This is a genomic window from Paraburkholderia sejongensis, assembly GCF_020880815.1.
In the GTDB taxonomy this organism is placed as follows: Bacteria; Pseudomonadota; Gammaproteobacteria; order Burkholderiales; family Burkholderiaceae; genus Paraburkholderia; species Paraburkholderia sejongensis.
This window is the reverse complement of sequence record NZ_JAJITD010000001.1, coordinates 1-22,147: the sequence shown is the minus strand read 5'-3', so window position 1 is coordinate 22,147 and position 22,147 is coordinate 1. Positions and strand designations below refer to the sequence as shown.

The window sequence follows — 22,147 nt, the reverse complement described above, 5'->3', positions numbered from 1 at the left end:
AAGGAATTGCAATGCAAAACTACGGATTGGCGCACGTGTGGGCGCAAGGGGATTTCGTGACGCGCGGTATCGCGCTCGCGCTGCTGGTGATGTCGGTGATGTCGTGGAGCGTAATCGTCGTCAAAGGCTGGAACGTGATGCGTCTGAAGCGTCTGACGAAGAACGCCGAGCAGGCGTTCTGGCATTCGGACGATCTCGCCGACGGCGTGAAGAAGCTCGGCGGCGGCGCATCGACCCCGCAGGACAACCCGTTCCTCGCGCTCGCGCTGTCGGGTCAGGAAGCGGCCGACCATCATCATCAGACGCAGCCGCATCTGCACGACCGGATGGATGTGTCGGACTGGGTCACGCGCTGCCTGAAGGACACGATGGACGAGAGCGTCGCGCGCATGCAGAGCGGCCTCGCGATTCTCGCGTCGATCGGCAGCACCGCGCCGTTCGTCGGTCTGTTCGGCACCGTGTGGGGCATCTATCACGCGCTGCTCGCAATCGGCGCGAGCGGCCAGTCGTCAATCGATCAGGTCGCTGGCCCGGTCGGCGAGGCGCTGATCATGACCGCGTTCGGTCTGTTCGTCGCGATTCCCGCGGTGCTCGGTTACAACGCGCTGACCCGCGCCAACAAGGCGATCGTCGCGAAGCTGAGCCGCTTCGCGCACGGTCTGCATGCGTTCTTCGTGACGGGCGCGCGTCTGTCGTCCACCAAGCGCGACGGTCTGCGTCTCGCGACCCGCGCCAACTGATCGACGAGGCATTCCGATGGCAATGAGCCCTTTTGCCGGAGACGATGACGACGGCCTGATGAACGAGATCAACATGACGCCGCTCGTCGACGTGATGCTGGTTCTGCTGATCGTGTTCATGGTGACGATTCCGGTGATCCGTCACGCGGTCAAGATCGATCTGCCGCATGCAAGCAGTCAGAAAGAAGACACCAAGCCCGCGCAGGTCACGGTTTCGATCGACGCGGACGGCAATGTCCTGTGGGACAAAGACAAGGTCGACGACGCGGCGCTCGCGGCGAAGATCGCGCAGGCCGCGCAGGCGAGCCCGCAGCCGGAACTGCATCTCGACGCGGACCGCAAGGTGCCGTACGAGAAGGTCGCGCAGGTGATGTCGGCCGCGCAGTCCGGCGGTCTGACCAAGATCGGCTTCGTCACGCAGCCGAAGGCGAAGTAACCGGCGCCTGCTGCAAAGCCACGCCGGGCCCCTCGAACAGGGCCCAAAAAGTAAAAGGCCTTCATCGTCCGATGAAGGCCTTTTTTTGCGCGCACTCGGCGCCTTCGGGCGGCGGGGTCATTTGCCATCGGCCGAAGACTGATAGCTCGTACCACCGCATGCGACGGCCGTGGTCGACACGGACAGCGCGGTCAGCCCTATCAGGCTCGCTATGATAGCGGCCATGAGTTTTCGCATAGGAGGCTCCTTAGCGAAAGGGATTTCAATATATGCCTGTGCGCGCACGCATTCAAGCAAACGGCCATTGAAAGTAATCATGACAGGCCGCGCTTAAATGCTAAAAACGATTTGCGCCGCGCGCGCCCGCGATGCGGATACGCGCCGGCGGCCTGGGCGGATGACCGGCGCAGCGGGCTAGCCGAGCGGGCCACCTGAGCGGGCTACTTATGAAGTTACCGCGGACGTCGCAGCCGCCTTGCTGACCGATGCCTCTCGCGCTTGCGCCTTTTCATCGCGCACCGGACACTCGCCCAGGATGTGCGTACCTTGATCCGGATCGAGCATCTCGACCAGATAGTCGACGAACGCGCGCACCGCCGGCACCATCCCCTGGCGCGACACGAACACCGCGTACAACTGCGGAGTCGGAAAACTCCAGCCCGGCATCACCGGCGACAACTGCCCCGCCCGCAACGCGGCGCCATACATCATCTCCGGCAGCGCGGCGATGCCGACGCCGGCCAGCACCGCTTCGCGGATCGTCATCAGGTCGGCGGTGACGAGGCGCGGTTCGTGTTCGTGCGCGTGGCGCGTGCCGTCGGGCGAGATCAGGTTGTAGACGTGACGGCCGTCGCCGGTCGGGACGTCGAGCGTTTCGAAACGACTCAGATCGGCGGGCGTGAGCGGCGGCGCGTTCTGCTGCAGCAGGCTCGGCGCGCCGACCAGCATCTGCTCGGTGCGCCACAACGGCCGCACGACGATGTTGGCGTTTTCCGGCGGATCGGAACGCACGCGCAACGCGACGTCGATCGAATCCTCGAACAGATCGACCACCCGGTTCGTGACCCGCATCACCACGCGCACCTCGGGATAGCGGTGCATGAACTCAGGGAGGATGGTCGACAGGATCGTCTGCGAGATCGTCACCGGCACGCTGACCCGCACCGTGCCGCGCGGCGACGAGCGTAGCTGCTGTACCACGTTGACCGCCGCCTGCGCCTCGCTCAGCATCGCCTGACAGTGCTGATAAAACAGTTGCCCCGCTTCGGTCAGCGCGAGCTTGCGGGTCGAACGCTGCAACAGCCGCACGCCGAGCGACGCCTCCAGCTCCGTGAGCCGGCGCGACAGACGCGACTTCGAGATGCCGAGCACCCGCTCTGCGGCGGAAAACCCGCCATGTTCGACGACCTGCGAAAAGTACATCAGGTCATTCAGATTATGTGAATCGATCTTCATCTCATCGTTCCATTAACAGAACAATCCATTGCCATCGGGCGGCTGGCACCTCGAAAAACGGTCCCTATAATAGCCCCATGTTTCAAAAATGACGCTATTCCCCATTTTTTGAGGTGATATTGATGAGCACGTCACGCACGATCGAACGCACCTTTCCGTCGGTTCACACGGTCGAAGGCGGTGGCTTTGTGGTCCACCGCCCGTTTCCGACGCGGCTGTTGATGGACTTCGACCCGTTCCTGCTACTCGACGAAATGGGACCGGTCGATTACGCGCCGGGCGAAGCGATCGGCGCGCCCGATCATCCGCATCGCGGCTTCGAGACCGTCACCTACGTGCTGGAGGGTCAGTTCGGCCACAAGGATTCGGCCGGCCACTCGGGCACCCTGCGCGCCGGCGACGTGCAATGGATGACCGCCGGCGCGGGCGTCGTGCACAGCGAAATGCCCGACCCGGAATTCACCCGCACCGGCGGCCGTGTGCACGGATTGCAGTTGTGGGTCAACCTGCCGCGTCGCGACAAGATGATCGCGCCGCGTTATCAGGAGATACCGTCGGCGAGCATTCCGGTGGCCACCTCCGCGGACGGCAAGGTGCGCGTGAAGGTGATCGCCGGTGAGGCGCTCGGCGTGAAGGCCGCGATCGAAACGCGCACGCCGATCCTGTACCAGCACTTCTCGCTGCAACCGGGCGCGTCTATCCGCCAACCGGTGCCCGCCGACTATCGGGTGTTCGCGTATGGGCTGTCGGGGCGCGGGCGGTATGGAGACGGCGACGCGGGTCGCGCGATCGACGCGCGCCAGATGATCGTGTTCGGCGATGACGGCGACTCGGTGACGCTTGCCGCCGGCGACGAGCCGCTGGAGGTGCTGCTGCTCGGCGGCGTGCCGCTCAAGGAACCGGTGGTCCGCTACGGCCCGTTCGTGATGAACACCGAGGATGAGATCCGCCAGGCGGTGATCGATTATCAGGCCGGGCGGATGGGCGAAATCACGCACTGACGCACAGCGCGCCGCGCAGCGGCCGGTTTGTCGACCCGGCCGAAGCCCATCCTTCAAGGCGCGAACGCCGATAAATTCGGTCACAATAACGACTCATGCCGTGCAGCGTGCCCGTCATCGCGACGGGCCACGGCGCGCGGCGTTTCTCATCCCCGTTTCCCGTCCATTTTCAGGAGCGCGCATGGCAGAGTCCACCGTCACCGCCCACATCGGTTCGACGAATTTCCAGGTGATGTTCGATGACGGCAAGCACACGTGGCTCGCCGACGAACCCGAATCGCTAGGCGGCGGCGACCGCGGCCCGACACCCGTCTCGCTGTTGCTGTCGAGCCTCGGCGCGTGCACGTCGATCACGCTGAAGATGTACGCGCAGCGCAAAGCGTGGCCGCTCGCCGGCGTGCGCGTCAAACTGTCGATCGAGACCGGCGACGGGGGCTCGACGATCGACCGCCAGATCATCCTCGAAGGCGAGCTTTCCGACGAGCAGCGGGAACGGCTATTGCAAATCGCCAATGCGTGCCCGGTCCACAAGATCCTCACGCATACCATTTCGATCCGCTCCGCCCTCGCCGTCGCATGAAACAGGCGGCGGACCGGCACGCGCGAACGCCCGCGCCGGCCGGACCACGGGTATTGCAATATTTTCATAGGACGCAGCCGTCTTGAATTTCGAACACCTCATCCAGATCAACGATCCGTTGAATCCCTTCGTCGAGTCGATGACCCGCGAGCAGCTGTGGGAAGGGCTCGTGCTGCGCGCCGAGCAGCCGCAACTGTTCGTGATGGGCCTCGACAGCTGCACGATCCTGGCGCGCGAAGGCAATGTGCTGGAGCGCGAGCTGCACTACGGCCAGGCGACCGTGCGCGATCGCGTGACGCTCGAGCAGAGCCAGAGCGTGCGCTACGACATCCTGCCGACCGCCGATCACGTCGGCGGCTCGCTGACGATGACGATCGAGCAGCCCGACGAGTTGCAGTTGTTCCTGCGCTTTGAATACGCGACCACGCTGCCGGTGTCGACCGATCAGGACGCCGTGCAGACGCAGGAGATCGTCAAGTCCGCGTATCGCGAGAACGACATCGACACGGTGCGGCTGATTCGCCAGTACGTCGCGGCGAAACAGGAACCGGGACCGTTGCACTGATCTTCGACGCGGGCGCGCTGCTCCCGCGTCGCCTTCGCGGGGCCGTATTCAGGCGGCCCCCCACGATTCTCTCGGCCGCTTTCTCCACTACCTATCGAAAGTACAACCCGATGAATTTCGCAAACTTGTAAATAGGAATGGTTATCATTTAGAATTATTTCATCGAATCGACGAACAAGCTCAAACGAATGACCGATCTCTCCCGCCCTTCCACGCTCAGCCTGCGCCGCCCGGCGGCCGCGCTGACCAGTCGCCCGAAATCGTCGTCAACGGGCGCGCCCGCCGCGAAACCCGCCTCGGAGAGGAGCAACGGTTCGGCAGAGACGTCGGAGCGGGTCGTGCGCAGCGACGCGCTGCTGCAAGGCCATAGCCACATCAGCATCGTGCACAACGGCGAGACGTACCAGCTGCGGGCCACGCGCCTGGGCAAACTGATTCTGACGAAGTAAGCAGCACGAGTAGTTAGTCGTACCGGGTATTGTGGGGACCACCTCCCAGAGAGGTGTTTGGCATTAGCCAGCCACGACGGCTTGCACGCGAGAACTAGACCCCTTCGTGCAGACACCAAGCCAGCCGTCGCAGCGAGCCAGGCCGCTTTTTTGGTTCCCACCTGCAGTGAAGGCGCGCGATGGCGTGCAGCGCTGAGAATCGAAATGAATAAGGCCGTGAGATGTTGGCATCTCACGGCCTTATTGTTTTTCCGTTGCGGGTTTGAGCGCGCCTGGAGTTGTCTCCGGGTTGTCCCGCGCGCATTAGCTCGCGGGACAACCGAACACTCGCAGGCGCTGCCTTACTTCGACGCCCAGCCCCAGAACATCAGCCACCACGCGCTGTTGACGACCGCCAGCGCCGCGACGAACCACAGCATCGTCAGCGCGCGCGGCACGAAGCGCTTGCTGTAGCGGCCGGTGACGAGCCACGCGAGCCACGCGCTCCACGCACTGGCGACGACCAGAATCGCGATGCGCAGATCCGACGCCCACCACAGCGGCACGTGCTCGGCGCGCAGCAACGACAGCGTCGTCGCGGACAGGCCGAGGAACACGCCGGCACCGGCGATCGGAATCAATCCCTGGGTCAGATGATGCAGCCGGGTCCCATTGAAGCGGCCTAGCATGCGCGTCGCGCCGATCAGCAGCAGCAATAACGCGGTGCCATAGACGAGCGCGGTCGCGAGGATGTAGCCGATCAGCAGCGAGCCGTCGAGCCACGAGAACACGTCGTTCTGCTCGGGGTAATGGGTGAACAGGAACCAAGGCGCGTTGGTTTCCAGCGGCCACGTGATATCGCGATCGACGAGCCACGTCGCCGCGAACATCTTCAGGTCGATGAACCAGCGCGACGCGGTCCAGTGGAACGCGCCGATCGCGATGCCGAGCAGACCGTACAGGATCAGCGCGGTGTCCCACGGGTTCGCGCGCTGGTCGCCCAGCTGCACGACTTCCGTCGACGGCGTGCGCCAGCTCAGCGAAATCGCGTCGCGATGGCCGCTGCAACGGCCGCACATATGGCAGTCCGCGGCGCCCTTCATGTTGCGCAACGGCACGAGCGGCGCGCAGTTGATCGGAATCACCCGATGGCCGTGCTCGCCGTTCTTATACGAACGGCGCCACGCGTCTTCGTCGACCTTGTAGTGGAACGGCGCGAGCCGCGCCAGAAGCGAAAAGACCCCGTTCACCGGACACAGGTATTTGCACCAGACGCGCTTCTCGCGCCCGTACAGCAGACCGATCACGATCGCCGCGAAGGTCGAGCCGCCCAGCACCAGCAGCACCGCCTTCGGATACTGGTAGACGCTGACCATCTGGCCGTAGATCGTCGTGATGCCGAACGCGACGAACGGCCAGCCGCCCCAGCGCATCCAGCGCGGAATCGCGCGGCCGCGGCCGAACTTGCTGGCGAATTCGGCGAGCGCGCCTTCCGGACACAGCACGCCACACCAGACGCGCCCCAGCATCACCATCGACAGCAGCACGAACGGCCACCAGATACCCCAGAACACGAACTGCGCGGCGAGCGTCAGGTTGTTCCACAGATGCGCGGAGTCGTCCGGCAACGGCATCACCGCGGGCACGATGATCAGGAACGCGTACACCGCGACTACGATCCACTGAATGCCGCGGATCAGCGCGCCATGCCGCTGCATCCACTGGCCGGCCGCCGCGAGGCGGCCCGGCCGGGGAGCCATCATGGTGCTCATGCCGCGCGCCCCGCGGTCTGCTGCGCCGGCTTGCGAGTCGCGCGACGCACCAGCAGCCAGACGACCGCCCAATACAGCGCATAGGTAAGCACGTTCATCAGTGCCGGATGCGCGCGATAGCCGGTCAGCGTCGCGACGAGCGAGCCGAAGGTGCCTGAATCGTCGAGGATCGCCGACGAATTCCACAGCTGGTCGACCAGCGTCGGCAGGAATTCCTTGTCGATCAGCTTGTCGACGCCGGTCTGGAACAGGCCCGCGCCGAGGAACAGCAGCATGATTTCGGTGACGCGGAAGAACAGCCGCCACGAGAACACCTTGCCGCCGAGTTGCAGCAGGTAGAAGGTCAGGAACGCGAGCGCGAGGCCGATCGCCACCGCTAGCGTCTGGCTGCCGTCGACGTGACCCGACTGGCCGAAGCCGAGGCCATACAGGAAGATCACCGTCTCGCTTCCTTCGCGCGCGATCGCCAGCGCGACCAGCAGCGCGACGCCCCACCAGTTCGAATCGCGCTGGCTCTTTTGCAGCGACTGTTCCATGTCGCGCTTGAGCGTGCGGCCATGCTGCTTCATCCACAGCACCATCTGCACGATCAGCACGCAGGCGATCAGCACCATCGCGGTCTGGAAGTAGTCCTGAGCGTCGCCGGAAAGGACTTCGGTGAAGCCCACCAGCGCCGCGCCGAGCGCCACCGCCGCGACAATACCGGCCGCCACGCCGCCCCACAGGTACGGCAAGCCGCGGCGCGCATCGGCGTCGCCATTTTTCAACCACGCGTACAGGATGCCGACGACCAGCAGCGCCTCGACACTTTCCCGCCACACGATGAACAGAATCTGACCCATTCGAGCTCTCCCTTCGATGCCTCTACTACCCACGAACGCGAGCGCTCGCCTGACGCGGCGCGCTCGCGTTCGAGGCCATTGCTACTTCGCGACGATCACGCCCTGCGCCTGCTGGTGGAAATCGTCGAAAAACTTGTATTCGCCCGGTTGCAACGGAGCAATCACGACGAACGAGTCGGCGCCGGGCGCCAACACCTTCTCTTTGCGCAACTGCACGCTTTCGAATTCGGCCGCGCCCTTGCCGGTGTTGCGCACTTCGATCTTGATGCGCTGCCCCGCCGGCACCTCGATCCGGGCCGGGTTCAGCTTGCCGTCGTTCATTTCCAGCTGGAAGGTCGGCAGGTCGGCTGCCTGAGCCGTGGCCGCCAGCAACAGCGTGGCGGCGAGCGTCGCGATCTTTCGGTTGATTCTCATTGGCCTTTCCGGAAAACACGACGCGCCGACTCCGGAGATATCACCGGACGCCCGCGCGCCGTCTGCTGCATTCACTGATGGGCACCCCGCCGCATCACTCGCTGCACCGCTTAATACCCGCCCTTCTTGCCGATCCCGGCGAAGGTGAAGTCATATTCGATCGCGAACGGCTTGAACCACGGACCCACGCCGGTTTCCTTGTCGACGTGACGGCCGAACGCCATGTGGCCGGTTTGCATCGGCGGTTCGACGATCAGCTTCAGGTGGTACTTGCCCGGGCCTTGCAGCTTGACGTTGTCGCCATAGTGCGGACCATCGTTCGCGACCATCGCCATCAGGTCGCCCTTGAGCGGCTGGCTCGAGCCGGCCTTCGTCAGTTCGTAGCGCACCTGCAGATACGGCATCCAGTCGCCTTCGGCGAAACCGGTCGGATTGTTCTTGACGGCGTGAATATCGGCTTCGAGGTGGATGTCCGAATCCGAAGCCTTGCGCATCATGCCTTCGGGTTCCATCGTGATCGGCTGCAGATAGACCGCGCCGATTTCCATCCCACCCTGGATCTGCTGCTTGCCGATCGGATATTCGGCCGCCGACGCCGACAGCGCCGCGACGGCGGCCACGGCTGCCGCGCCGCCACGCACAAATGAAGAAATCCGCATTGAAACTCCTTGTTTTTATCAGACTGGAATCGAACCCATTGGGAACAGTGCGCCGCGCAAGCCGGATGTAAATTTAAATGCGAACCATTCTCAATATTGGTCGAGTTTATCATCGTTCGCGAGGGAGAACAAACACGGAAGCACGCCAGGCCTTATGCCGGAAGGGTCTTAAGGCTGGCTTAAGGAAGACGGTGTGGAAGCGGTCAAACGGGGCCGGAATTGACAGGCCGAGGGCCCCCCGCTACGGGCAAATTGCGCAGACGTTTAAGGGCGGGGCTTCGTCAAACGGGCGCGGCGCGCAGCCGCACCCGTCGGGATAGCAACAAACTCAGTGCAGCGGGAAAACGCAGCGGTTATTCGAGGCCCGAGACGTGGTCGCCGACATTCGCGCCGAACACGCGCTGACGCAGCAAGGCCAGCTGGTCGCGCGTCTGCGCGGCCTTTTCGAACTCGAGATTCTTCGCGTGCTCCATCATCTGCTTTTCGAGGCGCTTGATTTCCTTGGCCAGCTGCTTCTCGGACATATCCTCGAATTTCGCGCGGGTCTGCTGTTCCTTCAACTCGGCGCGCGCTTCGTCGACGTTGTACACGCCGTCGATGATGTCGCGGATCCGCTTGACCACCCCGCGCGGCGTGATGCCGTGCTCGGCGTTGAACGCGATCTGCTTCGCGCGGCGCCGCTCGGTTTCGTCGATCGCGCGACGCATCGAGTCGGTCACCCTGTCCGCATACAGGATCGCCTTGCCGTTCACATTACGCGCCGCCCGGCCGATCGTCTGGATCAGCGAGCGCTCGGCGCGCAGGAAGCCTTCCTTGTCCGCGTCGAGAATCGCGACGAGCGACACTTCCGGAATATCGAGCCCCTCGCGCAGCAAGTTGATGCCGACCAGCACGTCGAATGCGCCCAGCCGCAGGTCGCGGATGATCTCGACCCGCTCGACGGTGTCGATGTCGCTGTGCAGATAGCGCACCTTGACGCCGTGGTCGGCGAGAAACTCGGTGAGCTGCTCGGCCATCCGCTTGGTCAGCACCGTGACCAGAATCCGGTCACCGGCCTTGATGCGCTCGTTGATCTCGCTGAGCACGTCGTCGACCTGAGTGCGTGCCGGGCGCACTTCGATCTCCGGGTCGACGAGGCCGGTCGGCCGCACCACCTGTTCGACGACCTGCCCGGTGGTCTTGCGCTCGTAGTCGGCGGGCGTGGCCGACACGAACACCACCTGGCGCATCTTGCGCTCGAACTCGTTGAACTTCAGCGGCCGGTTATCGAGCGCCGACGGCAGACGGAAACCATAGTCGACGAGGTTTTCCTTACGCGAGCGGTCGCCGTTGTACATCGCGTTCAACTGGCCGATCAGCACGTGCGATTCGTCGAGCATCATGATCGCGTCGGGCGGCAGATAATCGACCAGCGTCGGCGGCGGCTCGCCCGGCGCGGCGCCGGAGAAGTGCCGCGAATAGTTTTCGATGCCCTTGCAGAAACCGAGCTCCTGCAGCATTTCGAGGTCGAAGCGGGTGCGCTGCTCGAGCCGCTGCGCTTCGACCAGCTTGCCTTCGCTGTAGAAGAACTCGAGCCGCTCGCGCAGTTCGGCCTTGATCGTTTCGACCGCGCGCAGCACGGTCTCGCGTGGCGTCACGTAGTGCGACGACGGATACACAGTGAAGCGCGGAATTTTCTGCCGGACGCGGCCGGTGAGCGGATCGAACAGCTGCAGCGTTTCGACTTCGTCGTCGAACAGCTCGACGCGCACCGCCATCTCGGCGTGCTCGGCCGGGAAAATATCGATCGTATCGCCGCGCACGCGGAACGAACCACGCTGGAAGTCCGCCTCGTTGCGGTTGTACTGCATCGCGATCAGACGCGCGATGATGTCGCGCTGGCCGAGCTTGTCGCCGATGCGCAGCGTCAGGATCATCTGATGGTATTCGGACGGATTGCCGATACCGTAAATCGCCGACACGGTCCCGACGATCACCACGTCGCGCCGCTCCATCAGGCTCTTGGTCGCCGACAGCCGCATCTGCTCGATGTGCTCGTTGATCGACGAGTCTTTCTCGATGAACAGGTCGCGCTGCGGCACGTACGCTTCCGGCTGGTAGTAGTCGTAGTACGACACGAAATACTCGACCGCATTGCGCGGGAAGAACTCGCGGAACTCCGAATAGATCTGCGCGGCAAGCGTCTTGTTCGGCGCGAACACGATCGCCGGGCGGCCGAGCCGCGCGATCGTGTTAGCCATCGTGAAGGTCTTGCCGGAACCGGTCACACCGAGCAGCGTCTGGAACGCCAGCCCGTCGCCGACCCCTTCGACGAGCGAGTCGATGGCCGTGGGCTGGTCGCCGGCGGGCGGATACGGCTGGTAGAGCTTGAACGGCGAGCCTTCGAACGTGACGAATTTGGATTCGTCGAGCGTATCGTCGGCTTCAGTCAGATGGTGTTCGGACATGAGATGCGGCACCGGGCCAGGGGCAAAGGATCATTCTAACGGGTTGCGCGACGCGGGGATCGGGTGGCCTCGCGTCGCGATGGGCGGGCGCCGTGAGCGGGCCCGCGCGAATTCCGACCAGCCGCAGATGGCCCCGGAGTGCCTGATTTTCAAGCAAATAATTGTCGTTCGCCGGCGCCGCCGTCCTAAAAACGCACGCGGATTCGTTACAATGCGAAGTTGCGCTCGCCCGCCGCTGCCGCCAGGCCACCTGCGGATTTCGCGTTTGGCCGGACTTACGTCGAACGCCCGGAACTCCGCAACGCCAATGGCAACGCCGCCCGCGCGCGAAGCCGCCCTCTTTTCACTACTGTTGCCCACTCATCATGTCTCTGTTCTCCGCCGTCGAACTTGCTCCCCGCGACCCGATTCTGGGCCTGAACGAAGCTTTCAACGCCGATGCCCGCGCCACCAAGGTCAACCTGGGCGTTGGCGTGTACTTCAATGAAGAAGGCAAGATTCCGCTGCTGCGCGCCGTGCGAGATGCGGAAAAGGCCCGCGTCGAAGCCGCGCTGCCGCGCGGCTATCTGCCGATCGAAGGCATTGCCGCCTACGACGCCGCGGTGCAAAAGCTGCTGCTCGGCAACGACTCGCCGCTGATCGCGGCCGGCCGCGTCGTCACGGCGCAGGCGCTGGGCGGCACGGGCGCGCTGAAGATCGGCGCGGACTTCCTCAAGCGCATGAATCCGGCGGCCAAGGTCGCGATCAGCGATCCGAGCTGGGAAAACCACCGCGCGCTGTTCGAAGGCGCGGGCTTCACCGTCGAGTCGTATCCGTACTACGACGCGCACACGCACGGCGTGAACTTCGACGGCATGCTCGGCGCGCTGAACAGCTACCCGGCAGGCACGATCGTCGTGCTGCACGCTTGCTGCCACAACCCGACCGGCGTCGACCTGAGCGTCGAACAGTGGAAGCAGGTGGTCGAAGTCGTCAAGGCGCGCAATCTCGTGCCGTTCCTCGACATCGCCTACCAGGGTTTCGGCGACGGCATCGATGCGGACGCGGCAGCCGTGCGTCTGTTCGCGGCGGCGGAACTCAACGCGTTCGTGTCGTCGTCGTTCTCGAAGTCGTTCTCGTTGTACGGCGAGCGCGTCGGCGCGCTGTCGATCATCACCGCCAGCAAGGAAGAATCGGCCCGTGTGCTGTCGCAACTGAAGCGCGTGATCCGCACCAACTACTCGAACCCGCCGACGCACGGCGGCTCGGTGGTGGCGGCGGTGCTCGCGTCGGCGGAACTGCGTGCGACGTGGGAAACCGAACTGGGCGAAATGCGCGACCGTATCCGCGCGATGCGCAATGGTCTGGTCGAGCGTCTGAAGGCAAATGGCGTCGATCGCGATTTCAGCTTCGTGAACGCGCAGCGCGGGATGTTCTCGTACTCGGGTCTGACCGCACCGCAGGTTGACCGTCTGCGCGAAGAGTTCGGCATCTACGCGGTGGGCACCGGCCGTATCTGCGTGGCCGCGCTGAACACGCGCAACCTCGACGTCGTCGCTAGCGCGATTGCTCAGGTGCTGAAGTAAGAGATTGAGCGGCGCGGCTTTCAGGCCGCGCCAGCCAGCGGATTCGATGCTGCAAGCGCCTGTAGAAACGGCGCCCTTTCTGGTGGAAAGGGCGCCGTTTTTTTGTTGGTCGATATTCAACGCGAGTCGCGATGAATGTCGTGCGTGACGAAGCCCGCTTCGTTCTCAGGCAAGTCGAGCCAGTCGGGCTGTTCAAGCGACCGGCGGATATCGTCCAGACCGCTTTGCCAATGCTCGCGCATCGTCGACAGGCCGAACTGGAAGTCCTTGTAGTGCCCTTCGTACTCCTTGTGGCGGTAGATCAGGTGGATGACGTTGTAGCGCTTCGAACAGGACAACTCGTCGGCGAGCTTGCACCACGGGTCGTCGCGCTGCCCGGCCGGCACCCGGTCCAGCACTTCGCGCAGCACGTGCCGGAAGCGCTGCGAGCGCTGCAGCATGTCCGTCACGAGACGAGTGCGGCTCGAATACTGGATATCCTTCATGCGGCCCTGCACGTCGGTGAGGTTGTCCGGCACCGGGCCGATCGCGCTCCACAGATCGACCTGGAATGCCAGCGTGTCGCGCCGCGGGGTGGATTGAATCACCTCATACAGCGGCGTATTCGACATCAGGCCGCCGTCCCAGTAGTACTGACCGTCGATCTCGACCGCCGCGAAGCCCGGCGGCAACGCGCCCGAGGCCATGAAATGCTCGGGCCGCAGCGTCGTATGGGTATTGTCGAAGTACGCGAAGTTGCCGGTCCCGCAATTGACCGCGCCCACCGACACGCGCATCTCGCCCGAATTGATCCGGTCGAAATCGCACAGCGACTCGAGCGTGGCTTTCAGCGGCGCGGTGTCGTAGTAGCTGGCCGTTTGCGGCGGCCCGGACACCGTGGGCAATGGCGGCGGGAACCGCGGCACGAAAAAGCCCCGTTGTCCCTCGACCAGTGCGCTCACCGCCTGGGTCGCGGTAAAAGCCTTGCGCACCGCATCGCTGGAATTGAACAGCGCATGCTCGATGAAGGCCGGCAACGGCGGCCCGAAAGCCGGCTGACAGATCGTCTCCCAGAACTGCAGCAAACGCTCGACGCGTTTTTCCGGCGGATTGCCAGCAATGATCGCGGTATTCAGCGCGCCGATCGAAATTCCCGCGAGCCAGTTCGGTTCGATACCGGCTTCGTAAAGTCCCTGAAAGACACCGGCCTGATAGGCGCCCAACGCGCCGCCGCCTTGCAGCATCAGCGCGATGGTTTCGTAGTTGGGCAACTGGAGAGGCCGGCGCGGATGGGTGGAGGGCGCCGGACCGGCCCCCTCCCCGTCGCCGGACACGCCCACGCGCGCCCGCTTCAGATTGCGTTGCGCCATAGGCACTCCGTTAGTGCATATACCAGCCGTGGCTCACGACGAACGACTGACCGGTCAGCGCGGCGGTGGGGAAGCCCGCCAGGAACAGCACCGTCTGCGCGACGTCTTCGACCGTCGTGAAGATGCCGTCGACCGTGCCGCCCAGCATCACGCGCTTGATCACGTCTTCTTCGCTGATGCCGAGTTCCTTTGCCTGCTCGGGGATCTGCTTGTCGACCAGCGGCGTGCGCACGAAGCCCGGACACACGACGTGCGAACGCACATTGTGCGCCGCGCCTTCCTTCGCCAGCACGCGCGACAAACCGAGCAACGCATGCTTGGCGGTCACGTAAGCCGACTTCAACGGCGAGGCCAGATGCGAGTGGACCGAGCCCATGTAGATCACGACGCCGCCGCGATCGTCCTTGTACATGTGCTTGAGCGCGGCCTTGGTGGTCAGGAACGCGCCGTCCACGTGAATCGCCTGCATCTTCTTCCAGTCGGCGAACGAATAGTTTTCGATCGGGTTGACGATCTGGATGCCGGCGTTCGACACCAGAATGTCGATCGAACCGAACTCGGCGGCGACCTTGTCGATGCCCTGGTTGACCGCGTCTTCGTTGGTCACGTCCATCGCCACGCCGATCGCCTTGCCGCCGGCCTTGTTGATTTCCTCAGCTACGGCGTTGGCGCCGTCCTGGTTCAGGTCGGCGATCGCGACCGCCGCGCCCGCCGCGGAAAGAGTCAACGCGATCTGTTTGCCGATGCCGCTCGCGGCGCCAGTAATGACGGCAACCTTGCCGCTCAGATTCGTGTTCGTAGACGACATCTAGAACCTCCATGCAGTTGATGAGCAATGAGACCACACGAGCGCGCGCGGCGTGAATTCGGCCGAACGGCATAGACCGTTCGGCGGCTACAGCCCGGCGGCCAGGCTTGCTATTGTGCATGAACCCTGTGACCCGCATAGGTAAACCGCACATCGAACGGTATCTCTTTACACTGGACGCTTTCGGCGCTGAATTCCGGGTCATCCCGGCTCCATTCCGACGCATCACCAACAAGGAGACATGCATGGATTATCGACGTCTGGGCCGCTCCGGCCTGCAAGTGAGCGAGCTGTCGATCGGCTCGTGGGTGACCTATGGCAACCAGGTCGATCATCGCGCGGCGCGCGAGTCGCTGGCCGCGGCGCGCGACGCCGGCGTCAACTTCTTCGACAACGCCGAGGCCTATGCGGGCGGCAAGTCCGAGGAAATCATGGGGCACGCGCTGAAGGAGCTCGGGTGGTCGCGCGTGAGCTACGTGGTGTCGACGAAGTTTTTCTGGGGGCTCACCGAAGCGCCGAACCAGTACCACACGCTCAACCGCAAATATCTGCTGAACGCGATCGACCATTCGCTCAAGCGTCTGCAACTCGATTACGTCGATCTCGCGTTCTGTCATCGTCCCGATCCGAACACGCCGATCGAGGAAACGGTGTGGGCGATGAGCGACATGATCACGCGCGGCAAAGCGCTGTATTGGGGCACGTCCGAATGGAGCGCCGACGAAATCCGCGCCGCGTACGAGATCGCCGAGCGCCATCATCTGCATAAGCCGGTGATGGAACAGCCGCAATACAACCTGTTCCATCGCAAGCGTGTCGAGCAGGAATACAAGCGTCTCTATGAAGACATCGGCCTCGGCCTGACCACGTGGAGCCCGCTCGCATCGGGTCTGCTGACCGGCAAATACCGCGACGGCGTACCCGCCGACAGCCGCGCGCAACTGCAGGGCTACGACTGGCTGCGCCAGCACCTCACCGACCCGGGCAGGAACAACGTGGTCGGCCAGTTGGGCGAGATCGCCGACGAACTCGGCTGCACCGTCGGCCAACTCGCGATCGCGTGGATCCTGAAGAATCCCCATGTCAGCACGGTGATCACCGGCGCTTCGCGGGTCGAGCAGATTGCAGAGAACATGCGGTCGGCCGAATTCGCCACACGCATTACGCCGGAGCTCAAGCAGCGGATCGAGGAAATCATCGGCGACGCGCACGAGTAACCGAACCGCGGGGCCGCGCGGGCGCACGGACCGCCGCGCCCGCGCGGTCGCGTACAATACGCGACCGCGCGCCGCCTCTCCTTTGCCCCGGCCAGCGCTCTTTCAGCGTCCTCTCATCATGCTCAGCTACCGCCACGCCTTCCATGCCGGCAATCACGCCGACGTTCTGAAACACGCCGTCGTGTTGCAGCTCTTAAGCTATCTCGGCCAGAAGGACAAAGCCTACTGGTACATCGACACGCACGCCGGCGCCGGCGTCTATTCGCTGAAGGAAGGCTACGCGACCAAGACCGGCGAGTTCGAAACCGGCATCGCCAAACTGTGGGAGCGCAACGATCTGCCGCCGCTGTTCGCCGAATACGTCGACGAAGTGAGCGCGCTCAATCCCGACGGCCAGTTGCGCTTCTATCCGGGCTCGCCGTACCTCGCATGGCGACAGTTGCGCGCGCAGGATCGCATGCGCCTGTTCGAACTGCACAGCACCGAGATCGACGTGCTGCGCCACAATTTCCGCGACGCGGGCCGCCGCGCGATGCTCTATGCAGGCGACGGCTTCGACGGCATCCTCACGCTGCTGCCGCCGGCGCCGCGGCGCGCGCTGGTCCTGCTCGATCCGTCGTATGAAGATAAACGCGACTACACGCGCACGCTGCGCTGTGTCGAAGAAAGCCTCAAGCGCTTTCCGACCGGTACCTATGCCGTCTGGTATCCGCAAGTGAAGCGCCCCGAGTCGCAGCGCTTCCCCGATCAGCTCAAGCAGTTGCAGAAGGACAACTGGCTGCACGTCAGCCTGACGGTCAGCAATCCGCCCGAGGATGGCTACGGGCTGTTCGGCAGCGGCATGTTCATTCTGAACCCGCCGTACACGCTCGCGAAAATGCTGAAGGAGCAGATGCCGTGGCTCGTGAAGACGCTCGGTGAAGACAAGGCCGCGACGTTCAAGGTCGAGTATCGCGGCAACTGAGCGTGAGGGGTGCGGGTGCGGGTGAACCGGTCCGCGCGTAGGCCAGCCGAGCTAGATTGCACGGCTACGCGCGCTCGCTTCACGCCAGCCACCGGCCGCGCTGCTCGTGCGCGCGCAGCAGGCCGCCGGTGGCCGCGCGCGCGACCGCGCTCCTTCCGCCCGCTCACTTCAACTGCGCAGCGGCCCGGGTCGCAAATTCGTTGGTATAGGTCGCGCTCAGATCGATCTTTTTCGGATCGAGCCGGGTATCGAACGACGCCAGTGCGCGCAGCGCTGTCGCCGGGCCATCGGCGGGCATCAGACCATCCGGCGAATAGGCGTCGCGCACGTTGTGGAACGCTTCCAGATAAAGCGGCGGGTCACCCAGCAAATAGGCCTGCGGCACCATCTTCAGCAGATCGGCATCGCTCGCGGTCTGCAGCCAGTGATTCGCGCGCACGATCGCATTGGCCAGCGCCTGCGTGGTCTTCGGGTTTTTCTGGATGAAGGTCTCCGGCGCATACAGCGTCGCCGCCGGCATCGTACCGCCGAACACCTCTTGCGTGCCCTTCACCGTCCGTGTGTCGACCAACACCTTGATTGCGCCGCTGCGGGTGAGCTTGGTCATCATGGGATCGACGTTCGATAACGCGTCGATCTGCCCGCTGCCGACCGCAGCCAGCACGGTTGCGCCGCTGCCCACGCCGATCGCCGAAATCTCGCTGCGCTGCACGCCGGCCTTGCGCAGCGCGACGGTGAGCACCAGATCCGTCGACGACCCCGGCGCGCTTACGCCGACCTTCGCCCCCTTGAAATCGGCAAGCGACTTGATGCTGTCCGCCTTCGCTTTCACCACGCCGATGACGATCTGCGGCGCGCGGCCCATCAGCGCGAACGCCCGGTAGTGCTGCCCCTTTGCCTGCATGAACAGCGTGTGCTCGAACGCGCCGGCACCGACGTCTGCGCTGCCGCCCACGACCGCTTCGAGCGCTTTCGAGCCACCGGCGAAATCCTCGAGCGTGATGTTCAGGCCTTCGTCCTTGAAATAGCCGAGCTGTTGCGCGGCGAGCACCGGCAGATAGTAGAGACCCGGCAGGCCACCGACGGCCAGCGTCAGCGTCGGCTTTTCGGTGGTGTCCTTTGCGCTCACGCTCCCGGCGGGCAGCACCGCAAACGCGAACAGCGCTATACAGACGCGCGCGGCCCGTTGCATCCAATGAGTCGGCATGTTGCTGTCTCCTTGTTGTGTATTCCGATCTAGAGCCGGTGCCCCCGCGCGCAGATTTCGAGCGACAGAGCGTGAAACGATTGTCGTCGGACGGTTTGGCGGGCGCCATGCGCCGAAACCCCAATGCTTTGACGCGGCGGGAACGACGAGATATGCACAGCTGGCATGAAGGATCGAGCGGGTCCGAGGTACCCAGACACACATCGCTGCACGGACTCGCACACACGGCGAGATGCGCAACGCGTCGCCTGCCGCCCAAGGCCAGTGTCAGTTCAGCACGTGATGGAAAAACGCGGCGTGAGGGATTGGCCGCCGCGGCGGCCGGGCTGGTCTATTGCGGCAACGGCATCGGCCGAGGAATCGGACGCGACGGCCCACCGCCCACCGGCAACTGGATATACGGCGCTACGACGAACGGTGGCGCGGAATCCTGCGGCAACTCGACGGGGGCGGCGATTGGCGGCGCAGCGACGATCGGCTGCGGCGACGGCGGTGCGTTCAGCAACAGGGAGCCGCTCTGGCCGTTGTTGATACCGCCCAACGTGTCAAGAATCACCGGCGGGCGAGCACTCTCGGGCCCGGCAAACGCTTCCGGCGCGGCGCTGCCGAGTGTCAGCACCGCCACGACGATCGTCGCCAGCGTAGATTGGAATGATGGGAGCGAACGGACGGAAGACATGGGCGGCCCCGGTTGTTGATGAATTACCGTCGTGTGCAAAAACGCCCTACCTTACCTCGACGTACGTTGCGAAGCTAGTCGATATTCGCCACGCTGAGCGTCCTGACGCCGCGGCCTTTCAGGCAGGTAAAAGCCGACGATTTACGCGGCCGGAAAACAACAAAGCCCCGTTTTGCACGGGGCTTTGCACAGGTACCGCTGCGGTCGCCCAAATGAGGGCCGCCACATCAAGCTCTAAACGTCAATTTACAGCGAGTAGCCGTTGGTTTCGAGCGAGCGAATACGCTGTTCGAGCTGGACGATATCCGACGACGATGCGAGGTAGGCTTCGCGACGGTTACGTTCAGCGGTTTCAAACCAGGTGCTCAGCGTTTCAAGAAGGAATGCAAACATGGTGTTCTCCGAGGATCAGATCGAATCCCCGGTGATTGGCATCAGGGATTTCCCGTAAAAGGGTTAACCCGAATCATAGTCCTGATGGTGCAACCTGAACAGTGAAATGCTCGCATGATGGGCATTCCATTTTGGAATAATGCACAAATACGATGCGCACATCGTGCTGATTTCATTACGTTCTTTGAAAGCGAAAATAAGCGTCAAAACCGCATGCTTGATTTAACGCACAATATCGGTGCAAAGCCCACGCGGGTTGCGCCGGTTATGCAATTGAGTTGCACTTCATGCCGGCCGACACCTTAAAGAGGATGACACCCCTGTCCCGAAACGAGGTCAGTATCGGCCAATCGCTCGATGATCGGACAGTCAGGCCGGTCGTCGCCGTGGCAATGATCGGCAAGATGCGCAAGGGTGTCGCGCATGTCGGTGAGCTCCGCAATCCGGCGCTCGAGCTCCGCGACATGCTCAAGCGCAATCCGTTTCACCTCCGCACTCGCGCGTGAGCGGTCGTGCCACAACGCGAGCAGCCGGCGAATGTCCTCCACCAGAAAGCCAAGCCGCCGTGCCTGGCGGATGAAGCGCAGCGCGTGCACTTCCTTTGGTCCGTATACGCGGTATCCGGCGCTGGTACGCGACTGGGCCGTCAGCAGACCAACGCTTTCGTAGTAGCGGATCATTTTCGCGGTGACGCCCGACGCGCGAGCCGCTTCGCCAATGTTCATGTCTATTCCCCAAGGTTTGGGTCGATCGTACACCTTCCCATGATGGGAAGCTCAACGACTGAAGTACGGATCGGCAGGCATAATTCAACCCATCACAATCTACTTTCGCCGAGGTTTCCGTCATGACAATCGAACTCCACGTTGAAGGCATGAGTTGCCAGCACTGTGTCGCCGCCGTCACCAACGCGATCCGCGAGCACGACGCCACCGCGCAGGTACAGGTGGACCTGGCGAGCGGCCGGGTGGTGGTGGAGTCGGTGCAGCCGGTTGAAGCACTGAAAGCGGCGATCGATGAGGCCGGCTATACGGTCTCGTCCACGCGCTGAACGGAGCTGCTCATGTTCAAGGTTGCCGTCATTGGGGGCTCCGGCATGTTGGGGCGCGCGCTCGTCGATGAACTGACGCAGCAAACCAGCTGGAAAGTTGTTGCCACTGCGTTCAGCCGGCCCTCGGCGCAAACCGTCGCACTCGATATCCGTGATACCGGAGCGGTAGAACGCTTCATCGAACAGACGGCGCCGGACGCGGTCGTGATCGCCGCGGCGGAGCGCCGTCCCGACGTATGCGAGCGAGACCCGGCACTGGCGCGCGCGCTGAACGTCGACGCGGTGCGCACAATCGCTGCGGCGGCAGACCGACGCGGCGCATGGACGCTGTCCATTTCGACCGACTATGTGTTCGACGGCACTCATCCGCCCTATCGACACGACAACGCACCCGCGCCGCTCAACGCGTACGGACATAGCAAGCTGGAAGGCGAACGTGCACTGACTGAGACAACGGACCGCGGCTGCGTGCTGCGTCTGCCGCTGTTGTATGGGCCGATCGTCAACTGGTCGGAGTCGGCAGTGACGAGCCTCGTGCCGGCGATCGCCGCGTCGGCCGCTCCGGGCGGTGAACCCGCCACAATGGACGCGTGGGCGATACGCTATCCGACCTTCACGCCGGACGTCGCGGTAGTGATCCGGCAGATGCTTGAGCGGCATGCACGCGGCGAACCAATCACCGGCATCGTGCAATGGTCCGGCGACGAACCGATGACCAAATACGAAATTGCGGTACGTCTCGCCGAAGCGCTGCAACTCGACGCACATCTGATGCCGCAACACACGCCGGCGGACGCGACGCCGCGCCCGCATAACTGCCACCTTGCTTCGAGCCGTCTGGAGGAACTGGGAATAGGCCGTCGTACACCGTTCGATATCGCGATCCGGCAAGTGCTGACGGCGTTTCCATGGCAAGGAGCCAGGTCGCCGGCGTAAGCTGAAGTAGCGTACGGAGGTTTGAGTCAATCGCGGGCAATCGAGCTTTGCGGGAAACGTGTCGCCGACGCGTTGCGGATGGCAGGCTGTGACGAGACGAGCCACGATGGGTTTGCGCTCCGCATACAGCGGGGGGGGGCCGCGCGTAAACGCAAAAACCCCACCGCCGCGGTGAGGTTCTATTCGGGAACAGCCGCGTAAACGCCAGAACCCCGGTTCTCTTTCGGAGACACCGGGGTTCTGGACATACAGCATGAGGAGCCTGACGATTACCTACTTTCACACGGGCAATCCGCACTATCATCGGCGTAGAGTCGTTTCACGGTCCTGTTCGGGATGGGAAGGGGTGGGACCGACTCGCTATGGTCATCAGGCATGACGGGTTGCTGCGTCGCGACGGGTCCGGGTAGACCTGGCGCCACAGCCAATCTGGAAGAAGCGTAAAGGATTCGTGTGTGTGGGGGTTGTGTTGTTTGCGGCACAACACCGATCTCAACCGTGCCTCGGGGTTCTTCACCGAACCCGGAAACATACCGGTTATAGGATCAAGCCTTACGGGCAATTAGTATCAGTTAGCTCAGTACATTACTGTACGTGCACACCTGACCTATCAACGTCCTGGTCTTGAACGACCCTTCA

The 22,147-nt window shown here is 63.5% G+C and carries 23 protein-coding genes and 2 rRNA genes; 11 read left to right on the top strand and 14 right to left on the bottom strand.

Annotation, left to right across the window (positions count from 1 at the left end; all coding sequences use genetic code 11):
* The first annotated feature begins 11 nt into the window (after positions 1-11).
* Positions 12-740 (top strand): MotA/TolQ/ExbB proton channel family protein, encoded by a 729-nt coding sequence (locus LJ656_RS00125; protein ID WP_230507178.1) that lies wholly within the window; start codon positions 12-14, stop codon positions 738-740.
* A 16-nt stretch (positions 741-756) separates the two neighbouring features.
* Positions 757-1,176 (top strand): ExbD/TolR family protein, encoded by a 420-nt coding sequence (locus LJ656_RS00120; protein ID WP_075296724.1) that lies wholly within the window; start codon positions 757-759, stop codon positions 1,174-1,176.
* Between the two features lie 444 nt (positions 1,177-1,620).
* Here LJ656_RS00120 and LJ656_RS00115 read toward each other — a convergent pair whose 3' ends face one another.
* Entirely contained in the window at positions 1,621-2,631 is a 1,011-nt protein-coding gene (locus LJ656_RS00115) for a LysR family transcriptional regulator (protein ID WP_230507177.1), read from the bottom strand.
* 122 nt (positions 2,632-2,753) lie between these two features.
* Here LJ656_RS00115 and LJ656_RS00110 point away from each other — a divergent pair, with 122 nt between their 5' ends.
* The 4 genes from LJ656_RS00110 (at position 2,754) to hemP (ending at position 5,226) form a co-directional block, all read left to right on the top strand.
* Positions 2,754-3,632, top strand: a complete 879-nt coding sequence (locus LJ656_RS00110) for a pirin family protein (RefSeq protein WP_230507176.1) — start codon at positions 2,754-2,756, stop codon at positions 3,630-3,632.
* A gap of 181 nt (positions 3,633-3,813) precedes the next feature.
* Positions 3,814-4,212, top strand: a complete 399-nt coding sequence (locus LJ656_RS00105) for an OsmC family protein (RefSeq protein WP_230507175.1) — start codon at positions 3,814-3,816, stop codon at positions 4,210-4,212.
* A gap of 82 nt (positions 4,213-4,294) precedes the next feature.
* Entirely contained in the window at positions 4,295-4,777 is a 483-nt protein-coding gene (locus tag LJ656_RS00100; protein ID WP_230507174.1) for an SRPBCC family protein, read from the top strand.
* 188 nt (positions 4,778-4,965) lie between these two features.
* Positions 4,966-5,226, top strand: coding sequence for a hemin uptake protein HemP (gene hemP / locus LJ656_RS00095; RefSeq protein ID WP_230507172.1), 261 nt, complete (start codon positions 4,966-4,968; stop codon positions 5,224-5,226).
* 341 nt (positions 5,227-5,567) lie between these two features.
* On the opposite strand, the gene LJ656_RS00090 is transcribed toward hemP, so the two are convergent.
* The 5 genes from LJ656_RS00090 to uvrB all read right to left on the bottom strand — a co-directional run bounded on the left by LJ656_RS00090 (position 5,568) and on the right by uvrB (position 11,339).
* Positions 5,568-6,977, bottom strand: a complete 1,410-nt coding sequence (locus tag LJ656_RS00090; protein WP_230507170.1) for a 4Fe-4S binding protein — start codon at positions 6,975-6,977, stop codon at positions 5,568-5,570.
* Positions 6,974-7,819, bottom strand: coding sequence for an FTR1 family iron permease (locus LJ656_RS00085; RefSeq protein WP_230507168.1), 846 nt, complete (start codon positions 7,817-7,819; stop codon positions 6,974-6,976). Before LJ656_RS00085 ends, LJ656_RS00090 begins: the two co-directional genes overlap by 4 nt.
* An 81-nt stretch (positions 7,820-7,900) precedes the next feature.
* Positions 7,901-8,233: a cupredoxin domain-containing protein gene (locus LJ656_RS00080; RefSeq protein WP_230507167.1), complete on the bottom strand. Its 333-nt coding sequence runs from the start codon at positions 8,231-8,233 to the stop codon at positions 7,901-7,903.
* Positions 8,234-8,343: 110 nt separating this feature from the next.
* Positions 8,344-8,892 (bottom strand): iron transporter, encoded by a 549-nt coding sequence (locus LJ656_RS00075; protein WP_230507166.1) that lies wholly within the window; start codon positions 8,890-8,892, stop codon positions 8,344-8,346.
* A gap of 353 nt (positions 8,893-9,245) precedes the next feature.
* A complete protein-coding gene (uvrB, locus tag LJ656_RS00070; protein ID WP_230507165.1) occupies positions 9,246-11,339 on the bottom strand; it encodes an excinuclease ABC subunit UvrB in 2,094 nt (697 codons plus the stop codon).
* Between the two features lie 365 nt (positions 11,340-11,704).
* On the opposite strand from uvrB, the gene LJ656_RS00065 reads away from it, so the two are divergent.
* Positions 11,705-12,904: an amino acid aminotransferase gene (locus tag LJ656_RS00065; protein ID WP_230507164.1), complete on the top strand. Its 1,200-nt coding sequence runs from the start codon at positions 11,705-11,707 to the stop codon at positions 12,902-12,904.
* A 116-nt stretch (positions 12,905-13,020) separates the two neighbouring features.
* Here the strand turns inward: LJ656_RS00065 and LJ656_RS00060 are convergent, their stop codons facing one another.
* Both LJ656_RS00060 and LJ656_RS00055 read right to left on the bottom strand, forming a co-directional pair.
* Positions 13,021-14,253, bottom strand: coding sequence for a DUF3734 domain-containing protein (locus LJ656_RS00060; protein WP_230507163.1), 1,233 nt, complete (start codon positions 14,251-14,253; stop codon positions 13,021-13,023).
* Between the two features lie 10 nt (positions 14,254-14,263).
* Complete coding sequence (locus tag LJ656_RS00055; RefSeq protein WP_230507162.1) at positions 14,264-15,061, bottom strand: 3-hydroxybutyrate dehydrogenase; 798 nt, start codon at positions 15,059-15,061, stop codon at positions 14,264-14,266.
* Between the two features lie 245 nt (positions 15,062-15,306).
* Between LJ656_RS00055 and LJ656_RS00050 the strand changes: the two genes are divergently transcribed.
* Positions 15,307-16,278 (top strand): potassium channel beta subunit family protein, encoded by a 972-nt coding sequence (locus LJ656_RS00050; RefSeq protein ID WP_230507161.1) that lies wholly within the window; start codon positions 15,307-15,309, stop codon positions 16,276-16,278.
* A 118-nt stretch (positions 16,279-16,396) separates the two neighbouring features.
* Complete coding sequence (locus LJ656_RS00045; RefSeq protein ID WP_230507160.1) at positions 16,397-17,242, top strand: 23S rRNA (adenine(2030)-N(6))-methyltransferase RlmJ; 846 nt, start codon at positions 16,397-16,399, stop codon at positions 17,240-17,242.
* Between the two features lie 163 nt (positions 17,243-17,405).
* Here LJ656_RS00045 and LJ656_RS00040 read toward each other — a convergent pair whose 3' ends face one another.
* The 4 genes from LJ656_RS00040 to cueR all read right to left on the bottom strand — a co-directional run bounded on the left by LJ656_RS00040 (position 17,406) and on the right by cueR (position 20,246).
* Positions 17,406-18,449, bottom strand: coding sequence for an ABC transporter substrate-binding protein (locus LJ656_RS00040; RefSeq protein WP_230507158.1), 1,044 nt, complete (start codon positions 18,447-18,449; stop codon positions 17,406-17,408).
* A gap of 331 nt (positions 18,450-18,780) precedes the next feature.
* Positions 18,781-19,128, bottom strand: a complete 348-nt coding sequence (locus tag LJ656_RS00035) for a hypothetical protein (protein ID WP_230507156.1) — start codon at positions 19,126-19,128, stop codon at positions 18,781-18,783.
* Between the two features lie 246 nt (positions 19,129-19,374).
* Complete coding sequence (locus LJ656_RS00030; RefSeq protein WP_230507155.1) at positions 19,375-19,521, bottom strand: DUF3563 family protein; 147 nt, start codon at positions 19,519-19,521, stop codon at positions 19,375-19,377.
* A gap of 302 nt (positions 19,522-19,823) precedes the next feature.
* Positions 19,824-20,246: a Cu(I)-responsive transcriptional regulator gene (gene cueR / locus LJ656_RS00025; protein ID WP_230507154.1), complete on the bottom strand. Its 423-nt coding sequence runs from the start codon at positions 20,244-20,246 to the stop codon at positions 19,824-19,826.
* Between the two features lie 122 nt (positions 20,247-20,368).
* On the opposite strand from cueR, the gene LJ656_RS00020 reads away from it, so the two are divergent.
* Together LJ656_RS00020 and LJ656_RS00015 are read left to right on the top strand one after the other, a co-directional pair.
* Positions 20,369-20,572, top strand: a complete 204-nt coding sequence (locus LJ656_RS00020) for a heavy-metal-associated domain-containing protein (protein ID WP_230507153.1) — start codon at positions 20,369-20,371, stop codon at positions 20,570-20,572.
* Between the two features lie 12 nt (positions 20,573-20,584).
* Positions 20,585-21,508, top strand: a complete 924-nt coding sequence (locus tag LJ656_RS00015) for a dTDP-4-dehydrorhamnose reductase family protein (protein WP_230507152.1) — start codon at positions 20,585-20,587, stop codon at positions 21,506-21,508.
* Positions 21,509-21,768: 260 nt separating this feature from the next.
* On the opposite strand, the gene rrf is transcribed toward LJ656_RS00015, so the two are convergent.
* Both rrf and LJ656_RS00005 read right to left on the bottom strand, forming a co-directional pair.
* Positions 21,769-21,882, bottom strand: a 5S ribosomal RNA gene (gene rrf / locus LJ656_RS00010).
* Between the two features lie 167 nt (positions 21,883-22,049).
* Positions 22,050-22,147 (bottom strand): 23S ribosomal RNA (locus LJ656_RS00005); the annotation flags it as partial.